Source organism: Paenibacillus paludis, assembly GCF_042610515.1.
Lineage (GTDB): Bacteria > Bacillota > Bacilli > Paenibacillales > Paenibacillaceae > Paenibacillus_AQ.
In genome coordinates this window covers 392,754-407,860 of the sequence record NZ_JBGJZP010000007.1, presented here as the reverse complement: position 1 = coordinate 407,860, position 15,107 = coordinate 392,754, and the positions used below count along the sequence as shown (strand labels likewise).

General features: G+C 50.5%; 13 protein-coding genes. 4 read left to right on the top strand and 9 right to left on the bottom strand.

The genetic code is table 11. The features are described 5' to 3' along the window. Positions 1 to 128 precede the first annotated feature (128 nt). Positions 129 to 1,790 (top strand): AraC family transcriptional regulator, encoded by a 1,662-nt coding sequence (locus tag ACAN56_RS16780; protein ID WP_052091850.1) that lies wholly within the window; start codon positions 129 to 131, stop codon positions 1,788 to 1,790. 24 nt (positions 1,791 to 1,814) lie between these two features. Here ACAN56_RS16780 and ACAN56_RS16775 read toward each other — a convergent pair whose 3' ends face one another. Then, entirely contained in the window at positions 1,815 to 2,510 is a 696-nt protein-coding gene (locus ACAN56_RS16775) for a copper homeostasis protein CutC (protein ID WP_038586860.1), read from the bottom strand. Between the two features lie 144 nt (positions 2,511 to 2,654). Here ACAN56_RS16775 and ACAN56_RS16770 point away from each other — a divergent pair, with 144 nt between their 5' ends. Further along, positions 2,655 to 3,164 (top strand): GNAT family N-acetyltransferase, encoded by a 510-nt coding sequence (locus tag ACAN56_RS16770; RefSeq protein ID WP_038586857.1) that lies wholly within the window; start codon positions 2,655 to 2,657, stop codon positions 3,162 to 3,164. 392 nt (positions 3,165 to 3,556) lie between these two features. Here the strand turns inward: ACAN56_RS16770 and ACAN56_RS16765 are convergent, their stop codons facing one another. The 5 genes from ACAN56_RS16765 to ACAN56_RS16745 all read right to left on the bottom strand — a co-directional run bounded on the left by ACAN56_RS16765 (position 3,557) and on the right by ACAN56_RS16745 (position 8,228). Then, positions 3,557 to 4,525: a sugar phosphate isomerase/epimerase family protein gene (locus ACAN56_RS16765; RefSeq protein ID WP_038586855.1), complete on the bottom strand. Its 969-nt coding sequence runs from the start codon at positions 4,523 to 4,525 to the stop codon at positions 3,557 to 3,559. Then, positions 4,526 to 5,257, bottom strand: a complete 732-nt coding sequence (locus tag ACAN56_RS16760) for a ThuA domain-containing protein (protein ID WP_038586852.1) — start codon at positions 5,255 to 5,257, stop codon at positions 4,526 to 4,528. It lies immediately after the preceding gene. Positions 5,258 to 5,593: 336 nt separating this feature from the next. Further along, on the bottom strand, positions 5,594 to 6,670 hold the full coding sequence (locus ACAN56_RS16755) for a Gfo/Idh/MocA family protein (RefSeq protein ID WP_379144275.1): 1,077 nt from the start codon (positions 6,668 to 6,670) through the stop codon (positions 5,594 to 5,596). 39 nt (positions 6,671 to 6,709) lie between these two features. Continuing rightward, positions 6,710 to 7,627, bottom strand: coding sequence for an AraC family transcriptional regulator (locus ACAN56_RS16750; protein WP_038586847.1), 918 nt, complete (start codon positions 7,625 to 7,627; stop codon positions 6,710 to 6,712). 148 nt (positions 7,628 to 7,775) lie between these two features. After that, positions 7,776 to 8,228 carry a NanQ anomerase/TabA/YiaL family protein gene (locus ACAN56_RS16745; RefSeq protein ID WP_038586844.1) on the bottom strand — a complete coding sequence of 151 codons (453 nt, stop codon included), beginning with the start codon at positions 8,226 to 8,228 and terminating at the stop codon, positions 7,776 to 7,778. Positions 8,229 to 8,503: 275 nt separating this feature from the next. Between ACAN56_RS16745 and ACAN56_RS16740 the strand changes: the two genes are divergently transcribed. Continuing rightward, entirely contained in the window at positions 8,504 to 9,112 is a 609-nt protein-coding gene (locus ACAN56_RS16740; protein WP_379144271.1) for a hypothetical protein, read from the top strand. A gap of 192 nt (positions 9,113 to 9,304) precedes the next feature. Here ACAN56_RS16740 and ACAN56_RS16735 read toward each other — a convergent pair whose 3' ends face one another. From ACAN56_RS16735 to ACAN56_RS16725, 3 genes are all read right to left on the bottom strand, one after another. Further along, entirely contained in the window at positions 9,305 to 10,432 is a 1,128-nt protein-coding gene (locus tag ACAN56_RS16735) for a family 10 glycosylhydrolase (RefSeq protein WP_379144269.1), read from the bottom strand. A 105-nt stretch (positions 10,433 to 10,537) separates the two neighbouring features. Further along, a complete protein-coding gene (locus ACAN56_RS16730) occupies positions 10,538 to 12,310 on the bottom strand; it encodes a sensor histidine kinase (protein ID WP_379144266.1) in 1,773 nt (590 codons plus the stop codon). Between the two features lie 20 nt (positions 12,311 to 12,330). Beyond that, positions 12,331 to 13,911 carry a response regulator gene (locus tag ACAN56_RS16725; RefSeq protein WP_379144263.1) on the bottom strand — a complete coding sequence of 527 codons (1,581 nt, stop codon included), beginning with the start codon at positions 13,909 to 13,911 and terminating at the stop codon, positions 12,331 to 12,333. A 313-nt stretch (positions 13,912 to 14,224) separates the two neighbouring features. On the opposite strand from ACAN56_RS16725, the gene ACAN56_RS16720 reads away from it, so the two are divergent. Beyond that, positions 14,225 to 15,088, top strand: coding sequence for an ABC transporter permease (locus tag ACAN56_RS16720; protein WP_038598724.1), 864 nt, complete (start codon positions 14,225 to 14,227; stop codon positions 15,086 to 15,088). Positions 15,089 to 15,107 lie beyond the last annotated feature (19 nt).

Below are 15,107 nucleotides of genomic sequence, written 5' to 3'. Positions count from 1 at the left end.
GGTCCCGGTGTTTAAACGGAGACATATCTGACACGAAGAAGCTTGTCAACGCCAGTTGATAAGCTTCTTTGTTTTATATACAATGTATTTATTGATAATCATTCTCACTATTGAAGGGAGACCGTACCTTGCAGCATCCCTCATTGCCACCTCTCCCTCTTCGCTCGCTATTGTTTCAGCTGTCCAACGCCGAACTGATTATTCAGCCTGCCGACTCCTGCCCAGTACAGCAGACACCACTCTGTCATACGCTTCTTGTCTTTACGGGCGGCAGCGGAGTGCTGCATATTGACGGCCAGATTGCGCCGCTGAGTGCCGATAAGTGTTACCTGTTGTCTCCCGGAACCTCCTATAGCGCGGACAATCCGGAGATGACTCTGTATTATTACCTTATCTCTTTTACAGCCATTCATGCGGCCGAACGTCCGGAGCGTTATGCCGGGAAGTTGCTGCCGGGCAGACGGGAATTAATCGTTCATCCGTTCACCAGAGTCATCCGTCTGGCGGAAGAACTGGTGATGAAGGAAAACAGCGGCGACGATGTGCAGCACTACAAGCAGCAATTGAAATTTCAGGAACTGCTGCTGCTGCTCTTCGAGCACAATTATCCTTCCGGACAGCTGCCAAGTCCTGCGGAATCCGTGGAAAGAACTGTGGATTATATGCAGAAGCACTATATGGAGAGCATCACGGTGAAGCAGCTGGCAGAACTTGCAGGCATCTCGCTCTGGCAGTATACTCCGCTCTTCCAAAAGCTTACCGGCTCAAAACCGCTCGATTATCTGACCGAGCTGCGCATTCACCATTCGAAGCAATTTTTACTGGACTCCGCTGAACCCCTGCGGGAAATCGCCCGGCAGGTTGGCTTCTCTGATGAATATTATTTCAGCCGCCGCTTCCGCCAGAAGACCGGGGTCACCCCTGGACAATACGCCTATACGCAGCGCCGGAAGCCGACGGTCAAGGATTGGACCGGCCATCAGGTGGAGATCCCTGAACGGCCACGACGTATTGTCTATCACGGAGAAACGCTGGGCGATCTGCTCGCGCTGGGCGTGAAGCCTGTCGGCGGAGATGAGGCTTTTGCGCGGAACAGCGTTTATAAGCACCGGCTCAAGAAGCTGGCCAATGTCGGTTTTCCGCTGGACCCGCAGCTGACTGCCTCATTAAATCCCGATCTGATTATTTTCGCCAACGCGGATGAGCGGGCTTACCGGGTCGTCTCAAGCATAGCTCCGGCACTGACCTTCGATTCTTTCGCACCTCTCGAACAGCGGATGCGGATACTGGGAAGCTGGCTGGGCAAGCAGCGTGAAGCCGAGGCTTGGCTGGCATCCTTCCATGCCAAAAACGCCGCCATGTGGCAGCGTCTTTACGAGGAAACACTCCAGCCCGGAGAGACGGCCTCCGCGCTGATATACGACCACGGAAACCATCTGTTCGCCATGGGAAGGACCGGGCTTTCCAGTGCCCTATATGCCCCTGGCGGCCTGCAGCCGCCTGAGGTGATCCGGGGCATTCTGGATCAAGAGCTCGGATTCGCCGAGGTCGATCCGGCGCAGCTGCATACCTATGCGGGAGACCGGATCTTCATGCTCATTCCGGAGCGCAAGGACTCGCGGGAGGCCATGGAGCAGCTGATGCGGAGCCCGCTCTGGAACAGCCTTCCCGCCGTGCAGAAAGGCCAAGTCTATCTGCTAGAGAACGCGAAATGGAACTCTGCAGACGCGTTAACCCGGGAGAAGCTGCTCAATCTGCTGCCCAAGCTGCTAGGCGGTCAGCCGGTATGAACGAAGGAGCTGCCTACATTCAGTTCACTTTCCCCATAGATCCAGAATCGAACGGACTTCCTGCAGCCGCCCGGGATCAATCGGCCGCAGCGGATCGCCGTCTTCTCTTACCGCGGACCCGAAATGCACCCGTTCCACAGCTGTTTCACCCAGAAACTCCCTCAGGCCAGAAGCTTTGAGGCCGCTTCCGGCCAGAATGGAGACGGATTTCGCGGAGGATAAACGCTCAAGCACCGCAATCCTTTCCGCGCCTTCGGGCGCAGTCCGCTGCCCTCCGGAGGTCAGAATATCCGTCACCTGAGGGTAGCGTGACAGAACCTCCAGGGCTTCGAGCTGATCTGCAGCCTCATCAAAGGCCCGGTGGAAGGTCACCTCCATGCCGTCTGCAGCCTGAAGCAGCTGCTTGAGCAGCTCTTCATCCACCGTCCGGTCGCGGCGGAGCATTCCCATGACCACCGACAGCCCTCCTATGGCGGCAATATGGCGGATGTCTCGCAGCATCGTCTCCGCATCCGCCTTATCATAACGGAATGACCGGGCATGCGGCCGCACCATGACTCTGACCGGGATGCCCACGGCTTCGCGCACGCCTTCCATCAGCCCCAGGCTGGGAGTCAGTCCCCCCTCCAGGATGCCTGAAATCAGCTCAATCCGGTCTGCTCCATGCCGTTCGGCAAGGACGGCATCATTTACGGTCGTTGCAATGACCTCTAACAGCATTGCTCCACTTCCTCTCCTTGATTATATTCATCCATGCCTTTTATCTTTTGTTAATTTACCTCCCATAAGTATAATGAGAATAATACAGAATTCATTCTATTGTATTTAGCTGTTACATTTTATTGGTGAAAGGAACTAAATCCGATGAACTCTAAAATCAATGTTGTACTATTGGAAACATTACTGCCGGAGACAGAGCTTGAATTGAGCGGGCTGTTGACAGAAGTAGTGGAAGATGGCGCCTCGATCGGATTTCTCCCTCCGGTCACAGCTGAGGAAGCTTCAGCCTATTGGAAAAGCGTCCCTGATCCGCATGTGCTGCTCTGGACAGCAATGGAGGGCGACAAAATTGCGGGTACAGTGCAGCTCCATTTAGCCGCCAAAGCCAATGCCCGGCACCGCGCGGAAATTGCCAAACTGATGGTTCACCCAGAGCACCGCCGCAAGGGCATCGCCGGACTGCTGCTCGATACCGCCGAACAAGCCGCAGCGGCAGCAGACAGAACACTGCTTGTTCTGGATACGCGGGAAGGCGATCCCTCCAACCTGCTCTATCAATCACGGGGATACATCGAGGCAGGCCGAATCCCGAATTATTGCCGGTCAGCCAACGGGCAACTGGATGCTACGGTATTATATTATAAGTTAATTTGAACAAAAAAAGGCACACTCATCTTTGCCAGGGCACAAGTCGAAATAGAAGCTATATAAGCTGAACTAAAGAATGATGGCATGCTTACTGATGAAATGCGGGTCAATGGTTTCACCAATACAGTAAGTTAGATTATTAAGTTCACTCTATATAGTAAATAAGCTTGCTCACTTAAGGCTGGATAAAAAAGAACCTGCATTATTGTATAACGTGCAGTATTTTCACTAGCCTGAAGCGATCGGACACCTTCCAACATGTTGCGCGCGTACGACGGAATCAAGTGCACTTTTACCCTTCATTGCGCCTTGCAGCTCGCGTGCGGTTAAAATAAAAGCCGGTGTTTCTGCGATTCGCAGAAACACCGGCTTTTGCTATAGACAGAACTAAAATCCCTTTACGCCCACCACATATCCAGTGGCTGGTCGCGGATGAGAATGGACTGCAGATTAGTGACAGCCCGGTAGAATCCTTCATCCACCGACATCAGCGGATCTTCATGCTCAATGCTTACCACATAGTCGTAGCCGTAAGTGCGCAGCGCGCTCATAATATCCGACCATTCGGAGATGCTGTGCCCGCAGCCTACGGAGCGGAAGGTCCAGGCCCGGGTCTGTACATCCCCATAAGGCTGCATATCGGTCAAGCCGTACATGTTGATGTTGTCCTGGTCAAGATAGGTATCCTTGGCGTGAAAATGATGGATCGCGCCTGCCTTGCCGAGAATCTTGATCGCTCCTACCGGATCAATACCCTGCCACCACAGATGGCTCGGATCGAGATTCGCACCAATGGCATCGCAGGTAGCTTCTCTCAGCTTGAGGATCGTATATGGCGTATGGCACAGGAAGCCGCCGTGCAGCTCGATACCGATCTTGACTCCATGCTCTTCGGCCAGCTTGCCGATTTCCTTCCAGTACGGAATCAGCTTCTGTTCCCACTGCCAGGTCAAAATATCGCTGTATACGGTAGGCCAAGGAGTTACCGGCCAGTTAGGTGCTTTGGCGTCGTCACTGTCCCCGGCAGTACCTGAGAACGTATTGACAACCGGTACGCCCATGAGCGAAGCCAGCTTGATCGACTTGCGCAGAATTTCGTCACCTTGACGGGCTTCTTCCTTATCCGGTGAAATCGGGTTATTGTGGCAGCTGAAAGCGCTGATGATAATCCCGCGTTTGGTGAATTGTTCGAGATAAACCTCGCGGGCCGATTCGCTGGCCAGCAGCTCGTCGGTCGGACAGTGGGCATTGCCCGGATTGCCTCCCGAGCCGATTTCCACGGCGTTCAGGCCAGCGGCAGCAATTTTATCGAGCATCTCTTCGAGTGTTAAGCTTCCGAATACCGGATCAAATACACCTAACTTCATTTATATTCCCACCTTTTCTCTGATTGGCTCCAAAGCTTCGGAATGGCCGTACACCGGATAATCACGTTTGGTTGGTGCACACCAATTGACGCCATTGATAATCACTTTTTGAATTTCCTTGTTGTAATAGGTTGGATATGATTCATGGCCCGGTTGGAAATAAAAAATCTTCCCGCTTCCACGCCGGTAAGTCGAACCGCTCGGGAACACATTGCCCCCCTCGAACCAGCCTACAAAGATGAGGCTCTCCGGTGCCGGTACATCAAAATGCGCCCCGTACATCTCTTCCTGCTCCAGGTCGATGTATTCGCCGATGCCTTCGGCAATCGGGTGGCTCGGGTCCATTACCCAGAGACGTTCCTTCTCTTCTGCTTCGCGCCATTTCAGGTCGCAGCTGGTGCCCATCAGCTTCATGAAGATTTTGGACATGTGGCCGGAGTGAAGCACAATCAGCCCCATTCCCTTCAGAACCCGGTTGTACACGCGGCTTACAATCTCGTCGCTGACCTCCTGATGGGCAACATGCCCCCACCAGACCAGCACATCCGTATTCTCCAGCACCTCTTCCGTCAAGCCATGCTCCGGCTCGTCCAGGGTTGCTGTTGCTGTATCAAAGCCTGCTTCCTGCAGGAATCCGGCCAGTTGTCCGTGAATTCCCTGCGGATACACCCGGCGGATTCGTTCCTCCTGCAATTCATGACGGTATTCATTCCATATGGTTACTCTGGTCACTTTGGACACACTCCTAATTTGAGATAAATTCAGGGATATGCTGAGTTATCCGTTAATGCAAAATCGATAAGCATAAAATACATGTGGGACTTTAATGTCCTAAGTTTCTTAAAGCGGGAAAATCACCCGCTAAATACATGGCTATGTTCATTTCTCGACACTTAAAGGGAAATTGGCCCTTTAATTCTGCCGGGTTCGGTGAATTTGAAAGATCCTTGAAAATTAGCGTGCTCAATTCCCCTTACTTGTCATCTGGATCTGCCAGACTCTCAATTAGCGGGCCGTTTTCCTGTTAATGCATGAGACAGGGTATCTCTCATTATTACTCAAAGTTCTTTAGTCAAAAAACACCGGCATTCCGGTCTCTGACGATTTGTAGATCGCCTCCAGAATGCGTGTAACCACCAGCGCCTGCTCCGGTTTCACCACCGGCTCGGTGTCGTTCACAATGCTGCGGATCCACTGCTCGGCTTCAACCACTGCGGGGTCATCTCCGGTACCGTCGTAGAAGTCAACGCCAGCCGCATCAAGTCCGATATACTTCTCGAACGTCTTGCCGTAGGCCTCTCCGTTAATGCGCAGCCCCTTCTCCATATCCGCTCCGCCTTCCGTGCCGCAGAGCGCAGTCTTGGCTTCGCCGACATCCAGCGTGTTCAGCGCCCAACTGGCTTCAAGCACGATCGTTGCGCCATTCTCCATCGTAATGAAGCCGATGGCGGAGTCTTCAACGGTGAATTTCTCCGGGTCCCACGGCCCCCAGGCGTTTGCTGCATTTTTGCGGCCGGACAGCTTGTGGTAGGCATTGCCCACGGCATACTTCGGCTTGTAGTTGTCCATCATCCACAGGGTCAAATCAAGAGCATGGGTGCCGATATCGATCAGCGGACCGCCGCCTTGCGCTTCTTCATCGAGAAACACGCCCCAGGTCGGAACCGCACGGCGGCGGATGGCCTTCGCTTTGGCATAATAAATTTCTCCAAGCTCGTTGTTCTCGCATACGGCATGCAGATAAGCTGAATCGGCTCTGAACCGGTTCTGATATCCGATCGTCAGCTTCTTGCCGGTGCGCTTCGCAGCATCAATCATCGCCTGTGCTTCCGCAGTCGTCTTGGCCATTGGCTTCTCGCACATTACATGCTTGCCGGCCTCCATGGACGCAATCGAAATCTCCGCATGGGAAATGTTCGGCGTACACACGTGAATCACATCTATGTTTGCATCCTTAAGCAGCTCTCTATAATCGCTGTATACCGCAGCGCTGGCATCTCCGTAATCCGCTTTGGCCTGCTCGGCACGTTCAGGAACGATATCGCAGAAAGCTACCATCACCGCACCTTCCACTTTTTTGAGCGCAGGCATATGTTTGCCGTTCGCGATGCCGCCGCAGCCGATAATTCCAACTTTTAAAGTCATTCTCTCTTAACCTCCACTTGTTGATGTAATATCTCTATCTTACAAATCCGCGGAAGGGCTTTCTTCCTGCAATCTTGCCCTGTTATTCCTGAATATTGTCTTATGGTATTTCAGGGGCGATATTCCCGTCGCTTCCTTGAAAAAATGATGGAAAGTCTTCACGCTGCCAAACCCCGCCGCTTCCGCCACGGCAGACATGGGCAGGTTCTCATTGAGCAGAATCCACTTGGCTTTATTCAGCCGGTATTCATTGAGAAAGGCAACAAAGGTCATGCCCGTATTCTTCTTGAACAGCTTAGTAAAATAATACGGACTGAAGCCCATATGTCCGGCTACTTCGTTTAGCGTAATCGGTTCCTGGTAATGCTGCTCGACATAGATGAAAATCCGCTCCAGCCGTTCCAGCGTTTCCCGCGACTGGATCTGAGTATCCTCCGAGAACTTGGGCCCTCTGTTGCTGCTATTCTTCGGCACTTCCCGCATAATAACCGTCAGCAGCTCGAACAGTCTCGCCTTGATGAGAAAGGCATAGCCTTCACGCCGCTGCGTGTCCTCCTCGTAAATGCTCTCCAGAAGGCCAATCACCTTCGTTGCTACCGCTTCCGGCCAGCTTGAACTGGATTGCTCCATCTCTGTGAACAGATCGCGAAGCGAATATTCATTGCCGCCGAGCGCAGTAACCTCCTGAAACAGTCCGAGATCAAACTGGATCACAAACCGTTCACTTTCAGGCGAGGCGAGGAAATAGTGCACATCTCCGCCATTGATGAACTGTATTTCACCCTGTTCCATCCGGATCGGGGTATCATTTATTCCCAGATTTAGTCTTCCTTTGGTGACGTAAATAATTTCGATTTCTTTATGCCAATGCGGATATGTGAGATCGTCACCTCCGCAGACTAAACTGCGGAAGGGGAAATGCTTATCCACATCCGGAAGTTCGAGATAAATATTCATTAGCGCGGCTCCTTGTCCGGGTAATTAGCTGTAATTAAAATTTAATTGAACCCCACTTTATCTTATCCCCCGGCAGAGGACACATCAAGAGGCGCAAAAAAGAGCCCCGCGGGGCTCTCTTTTACAGCATATTTATATCGAAAACAAATCAGAGTTTAATCTTCAAAACAACCTTCCGCACCGCTTCCTTCTTCCCCGCTTCAATCCCTGTCATATGCCCGTCCTGCGGATAGCAGACGACAAGCGCTCCCGGACCTGCGGTTACCGCCGACTCCAGCTCGCCCGTAAAGAACACCGCATCTTTCTCGGCGCTGTATTCATCTCTAACCTTGAGCTGCTCAATAGCGGAATAACCGATGCGCTCCGTACCTTCAAGAATATAATGCAGATCAAGATTGATCCGGTGGGCTTCCCAGAAGCAGTCTCCGGCGTCCTTGGTCTCGTATTCATTGATGAAATAGAACATTTCTTCATTCACATCATGGCGGCCTGCAGCCAGTCCTGCAAAGTCCGTATCCCGCAGGAACTGCAGTCCACGCTGAATTTTCTCTCCGTAAGCAGCCTCATTCTCCAGCAAATGCCCCAATGTATCCACTATCATGCCCGAAATCCTCCTATAATCATATATCCCCGTCTCGCGGAATAGAAAAAGAATAGTTGATTCCCCGCGGCAGGTCTATGTATTTGTTCACGTACCCCCGGCATAGATTCTTAATAAGCTCGCAAAACTTAAGTCTATGCTTTCGAAGTGAGTTTTGTTCGAAGTGGATTCAATGAGGCTAAGCTCGCAAAACTTAAGTCTATGCTTTCGAAGTGAGTTTTGTTCGAAGTGGATTCAATGAGGCTAAGCTCGCAAAACTTTTAGGAGGCGGTATAATGCTCATTATCCTGATGTACATGTTCGCCGCACTGGGTGTTGGCTTGCTGCTGGCGGCAGCGGTGCTGCGGCATAAACTGTCCGATCCTTCGTCTGACTTGAACAAGCTGATCCATACACTGGCTGATTTCAACCTTAAATTCACTAAGCGGTTCATCACTCCAGACAAATCTCATATCATTGCCCTGGATGAAGGAGGCAAGCAGCTCGCTATCGGCATGTATTCCCCTGACAACCATGCAACGCCCTCAGCTGTCCTTTACACCTTTGATGTGATCTTAGGCTCTGAAATTGTTGAGAACGCCCTCACCCTGACCAAAGCCAGCAAAACCAGCCGGATTACCAGCAGCGGCGCAAAGGCCGGCACAGGTAAAGTGCTGGATGCTGCCGCAGTCTACGGAACCGCAAACAGACAGGAAGACGGAAAACCCGAGGAAATCATTGAGCTTACGCTTAAAATCTACCTCAGCAGCAAGGATACGCCTGTACTGTCGATTCCCTTTCTTCCAAGGCAGATACCGGCCAAAAAATCGGACCTGGAATACTCCCAGGCCCTTATGGAAGTACAGCATGTGCATGAGATGATCCGGGATATTGTCTCAGCATAGTACCGTACGGTCATCGTATTGCTTTCCATCCTACATGCTTAACTTGCCAATATCCCCGCCGTTCTACGGATTTCAACCGCAAATAGCGGGTTAAATCAAGAAATTCTTACGACAACAGCGGCCGGAAATCCAAACATTCACCGCAGTTGCATTCTATGCCGGCGGGGTAAAGCTAAAGTTCAACTTATATAGCTACCAGTTTGCGCGCTTATTGATATTCTTCATATCCGTATTCGTCCACTTGCCATAAATGAAAAAAGCCAGATTTGAAATGTCGGGAAAGTTGGAGCGGATTCCCTGTTGTACGTTTTTATACTGGGCATCGGTCCAATCGGTATCCAACGCGGCGATGATTTCGGCATTGCCGATTTTTTGCCGGGTCTGGCTTAGTATTCCTTCGCTGTCATAAACCCAGCTTTGCGGAAATTCCCAATCGTCGAAATAGGCCATCGGAGAAACGAAATCCATGTATGGCATAAATTTGGCGGCATCCTGTCCGACTTCCACAAACTCCGGCGGCAGAATATAAGCCCCGAAAAAGAGTCCTGGCGTAATCCCGTCCAAATCGCTTTTCACATCACGCACATACTCCCCAAGCTTGGTCGTTCTCCAGTCATTCCACTCCTCCCGTTTCGCATTATCCGAAGCAAAGTTAATAGTAATTGGATCATAGCCGTATTGATTTTTATACTGTGTTCTCGTGTAATCGCCCATATCCATGTTGTAATCGTCAAAGCGGAGCCAGTCCAGGACAATACCATCGACATCATAATTTTCAGCAACTTCTTTGATGATAGAGCGCTCATAGGCTTGCACACCAGGATGGAGCGGATTCACGAAATATTCAGTGCCATTGGAGCCTGTAAAAGGCTTCACCTTGCCGTCCACAAGCGCGCGCATCTGCCACTCGCTGTTCTTGTCAAAGGCCGCACGGTCGTGGAACTGCGGAATCCATGCCCTCACCTGAATATTCTTTTTATGTGCCTCAGCAATAACATCCTTGACTGCGTCAAAATTGGAGTATCCTGAAGCGACCGGTGCAATCTTGCTCTTATAAAATGCATAGCCGGACGGAACCTCCTCATCCTCATCCTGCTTCACACTCAAATTGATGACGGAAATATTGTTCTTTGCCGCATTGTTCACGAAGCTGACAACATCATTATGGATTTTAAAATTGGCACCTGTCCGCACGATGATCTCGGATACGAAGGGTCCTGTTTGGGCAGCTGTTGTCTGGGCCGGAACACTCAGCATAAAGCTCAGCAGCAGCGCGGGCAGGGCCATCAGCAAAGTCCGTTTTCTTTTACCTTTAGTCATTGTTTTCTCCGCCTTTCTATAATTAGATGGGGTGCAGATTAGATGTTACGAATTCCTATTCCTCCTCCTTTCCTAGACAGACTGAAAGCTCGGAAAGCTTCTGCCTTATCCCTGTGTCCCGTCGTTGCCGGTGAGCTCTGTATGATGAAAGTAAGGGATAGTGATTTGAACAGTTGTTCCGATTCCAAGCCGGCTGTAGAGCAAGACACCGTATGAATCGCCAAATTGCAGCTTGATTCTCTGGTCGACGTTGCGGATGCCATACCCCATCTTGATCCCGCTTGGAGAGAAAATCTGCCGGATGGTTTCCTTAGTCATACCGATGCCGTCGTCAATCACCTTGAACACAATTCCCTGCTGACCAGCCTCCGCCGTAATGCGGATATGAATGGTCTCCCCGTAAAAAGCATGCTCAAGAATGTTCTCCACAAAGGGCTGCAAAATCAGCCTTACAGTATCAAAACCCAGCACCTTCTGGTCAATATCGAAATTAAAGGTGAGATGATCCTCATATTTGATTTTCTGGATGTCAATATAGGTCTGTACATGCTGCAGCTCCTTCTCGACCGGAATCATCGTCCTGCCCTCATTCAGTGTCAGCCTGTAGAATTTCGCAAGGCCGCTGACCATCAAACGGATTTTACTGATCTCACCAAACTGTGCCAGACGGTTTATGGAAGAGAACGAGTTATACAAAAAGTGGGGATTGATCTGTGCCTGAAGAATTTCCAGCTCTGCTTCCTTCTTGTGCAGGTTGGAGAGGTAAACTTCCTGAATCAGGCGGTTCATATTCTCCCCCATATTATTTAGTGCCAGGGAGATCTGATTAAATTCGTCATTGCCCCGGTAACTAAGCCTTTTATGCAAATCCCCTTCCTGAAAGGAACGGAGGACAGACACAATTTTGACGACACGCCGGGAAAAATAGCCGGACAGCAGCATACCTGCTGCGGAAAAGAAACCGATCATGATCAGGCAGACGAGAATGGTTACGCTTTTGACCTTCTGGATATCCTGCTCCAAAACTTCATTGGGGATATTGACCGCAAGCGTCCAGTTCAGCTCCTCGACCGGCGCCTTGATTTGCAGATAATCCTTGCTCTCCAGCAGTGGAATTTGCTCGGGTTTCATATTTTTATCCCCTGAAGAAAGGTGGATAATGTCATGATTTTCATTTTCTATATACACTGTACTGCCCTTGCGGAACTTATCATCTTTCACGCTTTCAAGAAGATCGGCAATCTTGACAGTAATCCGGACAAAACCAAATGGTTTGGGGGCAGTGGGCTCATACGTATCCATCAATCTGCGGAGCAAGGAAATATTCCCGTAGGACTCATCATCTTCGATCTGGCGCCACTGCATCGTTACCCCGTATTGTTCCCGGGGAAAACCGCTGAACCAGGGCTTGCCCAGAATCCGCTTTTGGTGAAACAGCTGGTAGAACCTCCCCTTCCGCAGCGGATCCATCCCTTCGTAAGAATAGTAAACCTCGGGTATGGTCTCATTCTGAATATACAGGGACAGTGCAATGTTGCGGTTAGAGGAATGCACCGTATTTTGCAGCATCGGGATCAAATAGCTCTGCAGCGTCTCAAAGCTGTACCAGCCGTCATCGTAGCGCCTTAAGGAATCCGCCAGTGTGCGGTCATAATACAGTGAGTCCGTCAGCCGCTTGGTATCCTCCACCTTATAACGGATATTATCCTGAATCTGCTGAAGCGTGCCCCGGATATTGGCCTTTGTCTGTGTTCGGATGGATTCAACCGCCGTGTTATAAGCAAAGGCACCGACAAAAGCAACCGGGACAATCAGCAGTACAATATAAGAAATCATCAGCTTGTAGCCGAATGACAGAAACCGTTTCTTTTGCTTCATAGGCCGCTGTTCTCCTTTGTTCAGCACTGCTTACGGTAATCCCCCGGTGTCATCCCATATTTGTCTTTAAACTGCCTGCTGAAATAAGTCAGGTTTTTATAGCCAACCCTTCCGGCCACCTCGAAAATTTTAAATTGGGGATTCTGCAGTAAAGTGCAGGCTCTCTCCAGCCGCTTCTCCACCACGTAATCGCTGAAATTAATGCCCGTTCCCTGCTTGAACAGCACGCCGAGATGATTCGGGGAAAAACTAAACAGATTGCTCACATCCCGGAGTGCGATATTCTGGTCCAGATGCTTCTCCACATAGGCGCAGACCGATTCAAGCAGCTTATTATTTTTCTTTTGCTTCTTTACATGCAGTGTTTCAGAGATTTCAAATACCCTCCGGCGCAGCCAGGACTGGATATCATCCATGGTTTCGAATTTGAACAAAATGTCCAGGTTCTCCATTCGCATGCCCAGCATCTGGAACAGATTCTCGTTTAGTCCTGCCAGATAGGCATCCAGCCGGGAGATAATCTGAATGGCAAAGTTGTAGACGGTAGATTTGGACTTCATCCGGCGGACCAAGGCGAATACATTCTCAAGTTCATCGTGCAGCTGGACAAGCCTGTAATTCGACATTGCGGCAAACAGGGCATCCAGCGTCATTTCGAGACTCTGCACGTCCTCCACGCTGCCTGACTCCAGCTCGGAAAATTGGATCAGACGGCTTTTGCCCGCAAGCATTTTATAATCAAGCGCCTGTTTCGCCTGCTGATAAGAGGTGTGAATTGAAGCGGTGGAAGCTGCTGTGCTGCTCAGGCCTATTGTGATGGTGACCGGAAACCGGACCCCAATAAGTTCAATTAAACCGCTGAGCAGCGCTTCACATTCCGCCAGTTCCTCCATCTGCAGTACAAGCGCACATTCACGGCTGGAAAGCCTGCACAGCGACCAGATCCGGCACTCTGTGCAATAATCCAGTACCGTTTGATACAGCTGATTGACGATCTGCCTCGCCTCCAGCTCGCTGTATGCATTCAGCTTCCAGGCCACATCATCAATCTCAATCACGGCAACCCGCTGCGGAGCAGATGGGCTAATCCCGCATTGTGCAAGGACTAGATCATCCATGGTTTCTGCTCCGTCTTGCTGACCATCCAGCAGGCCAAGCAGCCTGTTGTTCTTAAGTACAGGCAAGGTCTTATAGTAATCCGATTCCAGTCTGGACTGCTGGGCCTCATGATCCAATTGGGCCTTCACCTTCTGCAGCACCTCGATCATTTCTTCATCCTCTACAGGCTTCAGGACATAACTCTGCACATTCAGCTCCATCGCCTGCTTGGCATAGTGGAAGTCTTCGTAACCGCTTACAAATATGATTTTCAGCTGTGGGAGCAGCTGCAATGCTTCACGGGACAGCTCCAGACCGGACATAATCGGCATCCGGATATCGGTGATCAGAATATCAACATGATGATTCCGGATATAATCCAGCGCAGCGAAGCCGCTGCTCACCACCGCTGCCACATTCATCTGCAAATCCTTCCAGGGTATAAAGTGCTGCATCCCTCTTAAATCCAGCACTTCATCATCTGACAGCAATACGTTATACATGTTTGACCTCCAATCCGGCCGTGTGATTAAAGCCAACACTTTCTATTGATCACATCATATAACATTTCATTTTTACCGTGTTGCAAAACCTTCATCCTCATTGCAGAAGTCTACAAATCGTTGTTCTTATCAGTGTTTTTGCCGGAACGGTTCCTATACTATGAATTTCAGCAGAGAAATTTGCAAAGGAAGTGTTCAGATGAAAAAAAGCATCGTCACGTCTTCACCACCGGGAGTCCCTCCGGGCGTACGACCGGAAGCCAGCCGCAAATCCTTCTGGTTCAGATTCTCCAGGCAGCTGGATCTTCAACTGATGGTCATCCCGGCAATGATTCTTATCGTGATCTTTTCTTATCTGCCGATGTACGGGGTGCTGATGGCTTTTCAGGATTACGATATTTTTCAAGGATTTCTGCACAGCCCATGGGTAGGCTTCAAGTATTTCCAGATGTTCTTCGAGGCACCCGAATTCTGGACCGTCATGCGCAATACGATTGTGATTAGTGCCCTGAGACTCCTCATCGGATTTCCGGCACCTATACTGCTGGCGCTTATCCTGAACGAAGTGATTCACTCGCGCTTCAAACGGATGATCCAGACCATCAGCTACCTGCCCCACTTCCTGTCCTGGGTCATCGTGTCCGGATTTGTGACCTCCATGCTGGCAACCGATAACGGAAGCGTGAACATGCTGCTGCAAAAGCTGCATTTAATCAGCGAGCCTGTCAATTTCCTGTCCATTCCCGGCTACTTCTGGGCCATCCTGATCGGAACAGGAATCTGGAAGGAGATCGGTTTCTCCGGCATCGTATATCTGGCCGCCATTGCGGGCATCAATCCCGAAATTTACGAAGCAGCCTCCATCGACGGAGCAAACCGCTTGAAGAAAATTTGGTACATTACCCTGCCCGGTATTTCCGGCGTAGTTACGATCTTCATGATTCTCGCAGTTGGCGATATCTTGAGCGCAGGCTTTGAGGACATCCTGCTCCTGGCCAAAAACCCTGTACTTCAGGACGTGTCCGATGTCATTGATACTTACGTCTACCGCGTTGGTATCCGCAACTCGCTTTTCTCCTACGCCGCCGCAGTCGGTTTATTCAAGTCAATAATCAGCGTCTTTTTGCTCACAGTTGCCAATCGGATAGCCCGTAAACTGGGACACAGTCTGTGGTAGTCTTCGGCATCGCAACTAC

Coding starts and splice junctions, on each gene's coding strand:
- ACAN56_RS16765 (WP_038586855.1), bottom strand. CDS start 4,525: ATGAAGTTAGGTGTATTTGATCCGGTATTCGGAAGCTTAACACTCGAA.
- ACAN56_RS16725 (WP_379144263.1), bottom strand. CDS start 13,911: ATGTATAACGTATTGCTGTCAGATGATGAAGTGCTGGATTTAAGAGGG.
- ACAN56_RS16720 (WP_038598724.1), top strand. CDS start 14,225: ATGGTCATCCCGGCAATGATTCTTATCGTGATCTTTTCTTATCTGCCG.
- ACAN56_RS16770 (WP_038586857.1), top strand. CDS start 2,655: ATGAACTCTAAAATCAATGTTGTACTATTGGAAACATTACTGCCGGAG.
- ACAN56_RS16730 (WP_379144266.1), bottom strand. CDS start 12,310: ATGAAGCAAAAGAAACGGTTTCTGTCATTCGGCTACAAGCTGATGATT.
- ACAN56_RS16750 (WP_038586847.1), bottom strand. CDS start 7,627: ATGAATATTTATCTCGAACTTCCGGATGTGGATAAGCATTTCCCCTTC.
- ACAN56_RS16740 (WP_379144271.1), top strand. CDS start 8,504: ATGCTCATTATCCTGATGTACATGTTCGCCGCACTGGGTGTTGGCTTG.
- ACAN56_RS16735 (WP_379144269.1), bottom strand. CDS start 10,432: ATGACTAAAGGTAAAAGAAAACGGACTTTGCTGATGGCCCTGCCCGCG.
- ACAN56_RS16775 (WP_038586860.1), bottom strand. CDS start 2,510: ATGCTGTTAGAGGTCATTGCAACGACCGTAAATGATGCCGTCCTTGCC.
- ACAN56_RS16745 (WP_038586844.1), bottom strand. CDS start 8,228: ATGATAGTGGATACATTGGGGCATTTGCTGGAGAATGAGGCTGCTTAC.
- ACAN56_RS16755 (WP_379144275.1), bottom strand. CDS start 6,670: ATGACTTTAAAAGTTGGAATTATCGGCTGCGGCGGCATCGCGAACGGC.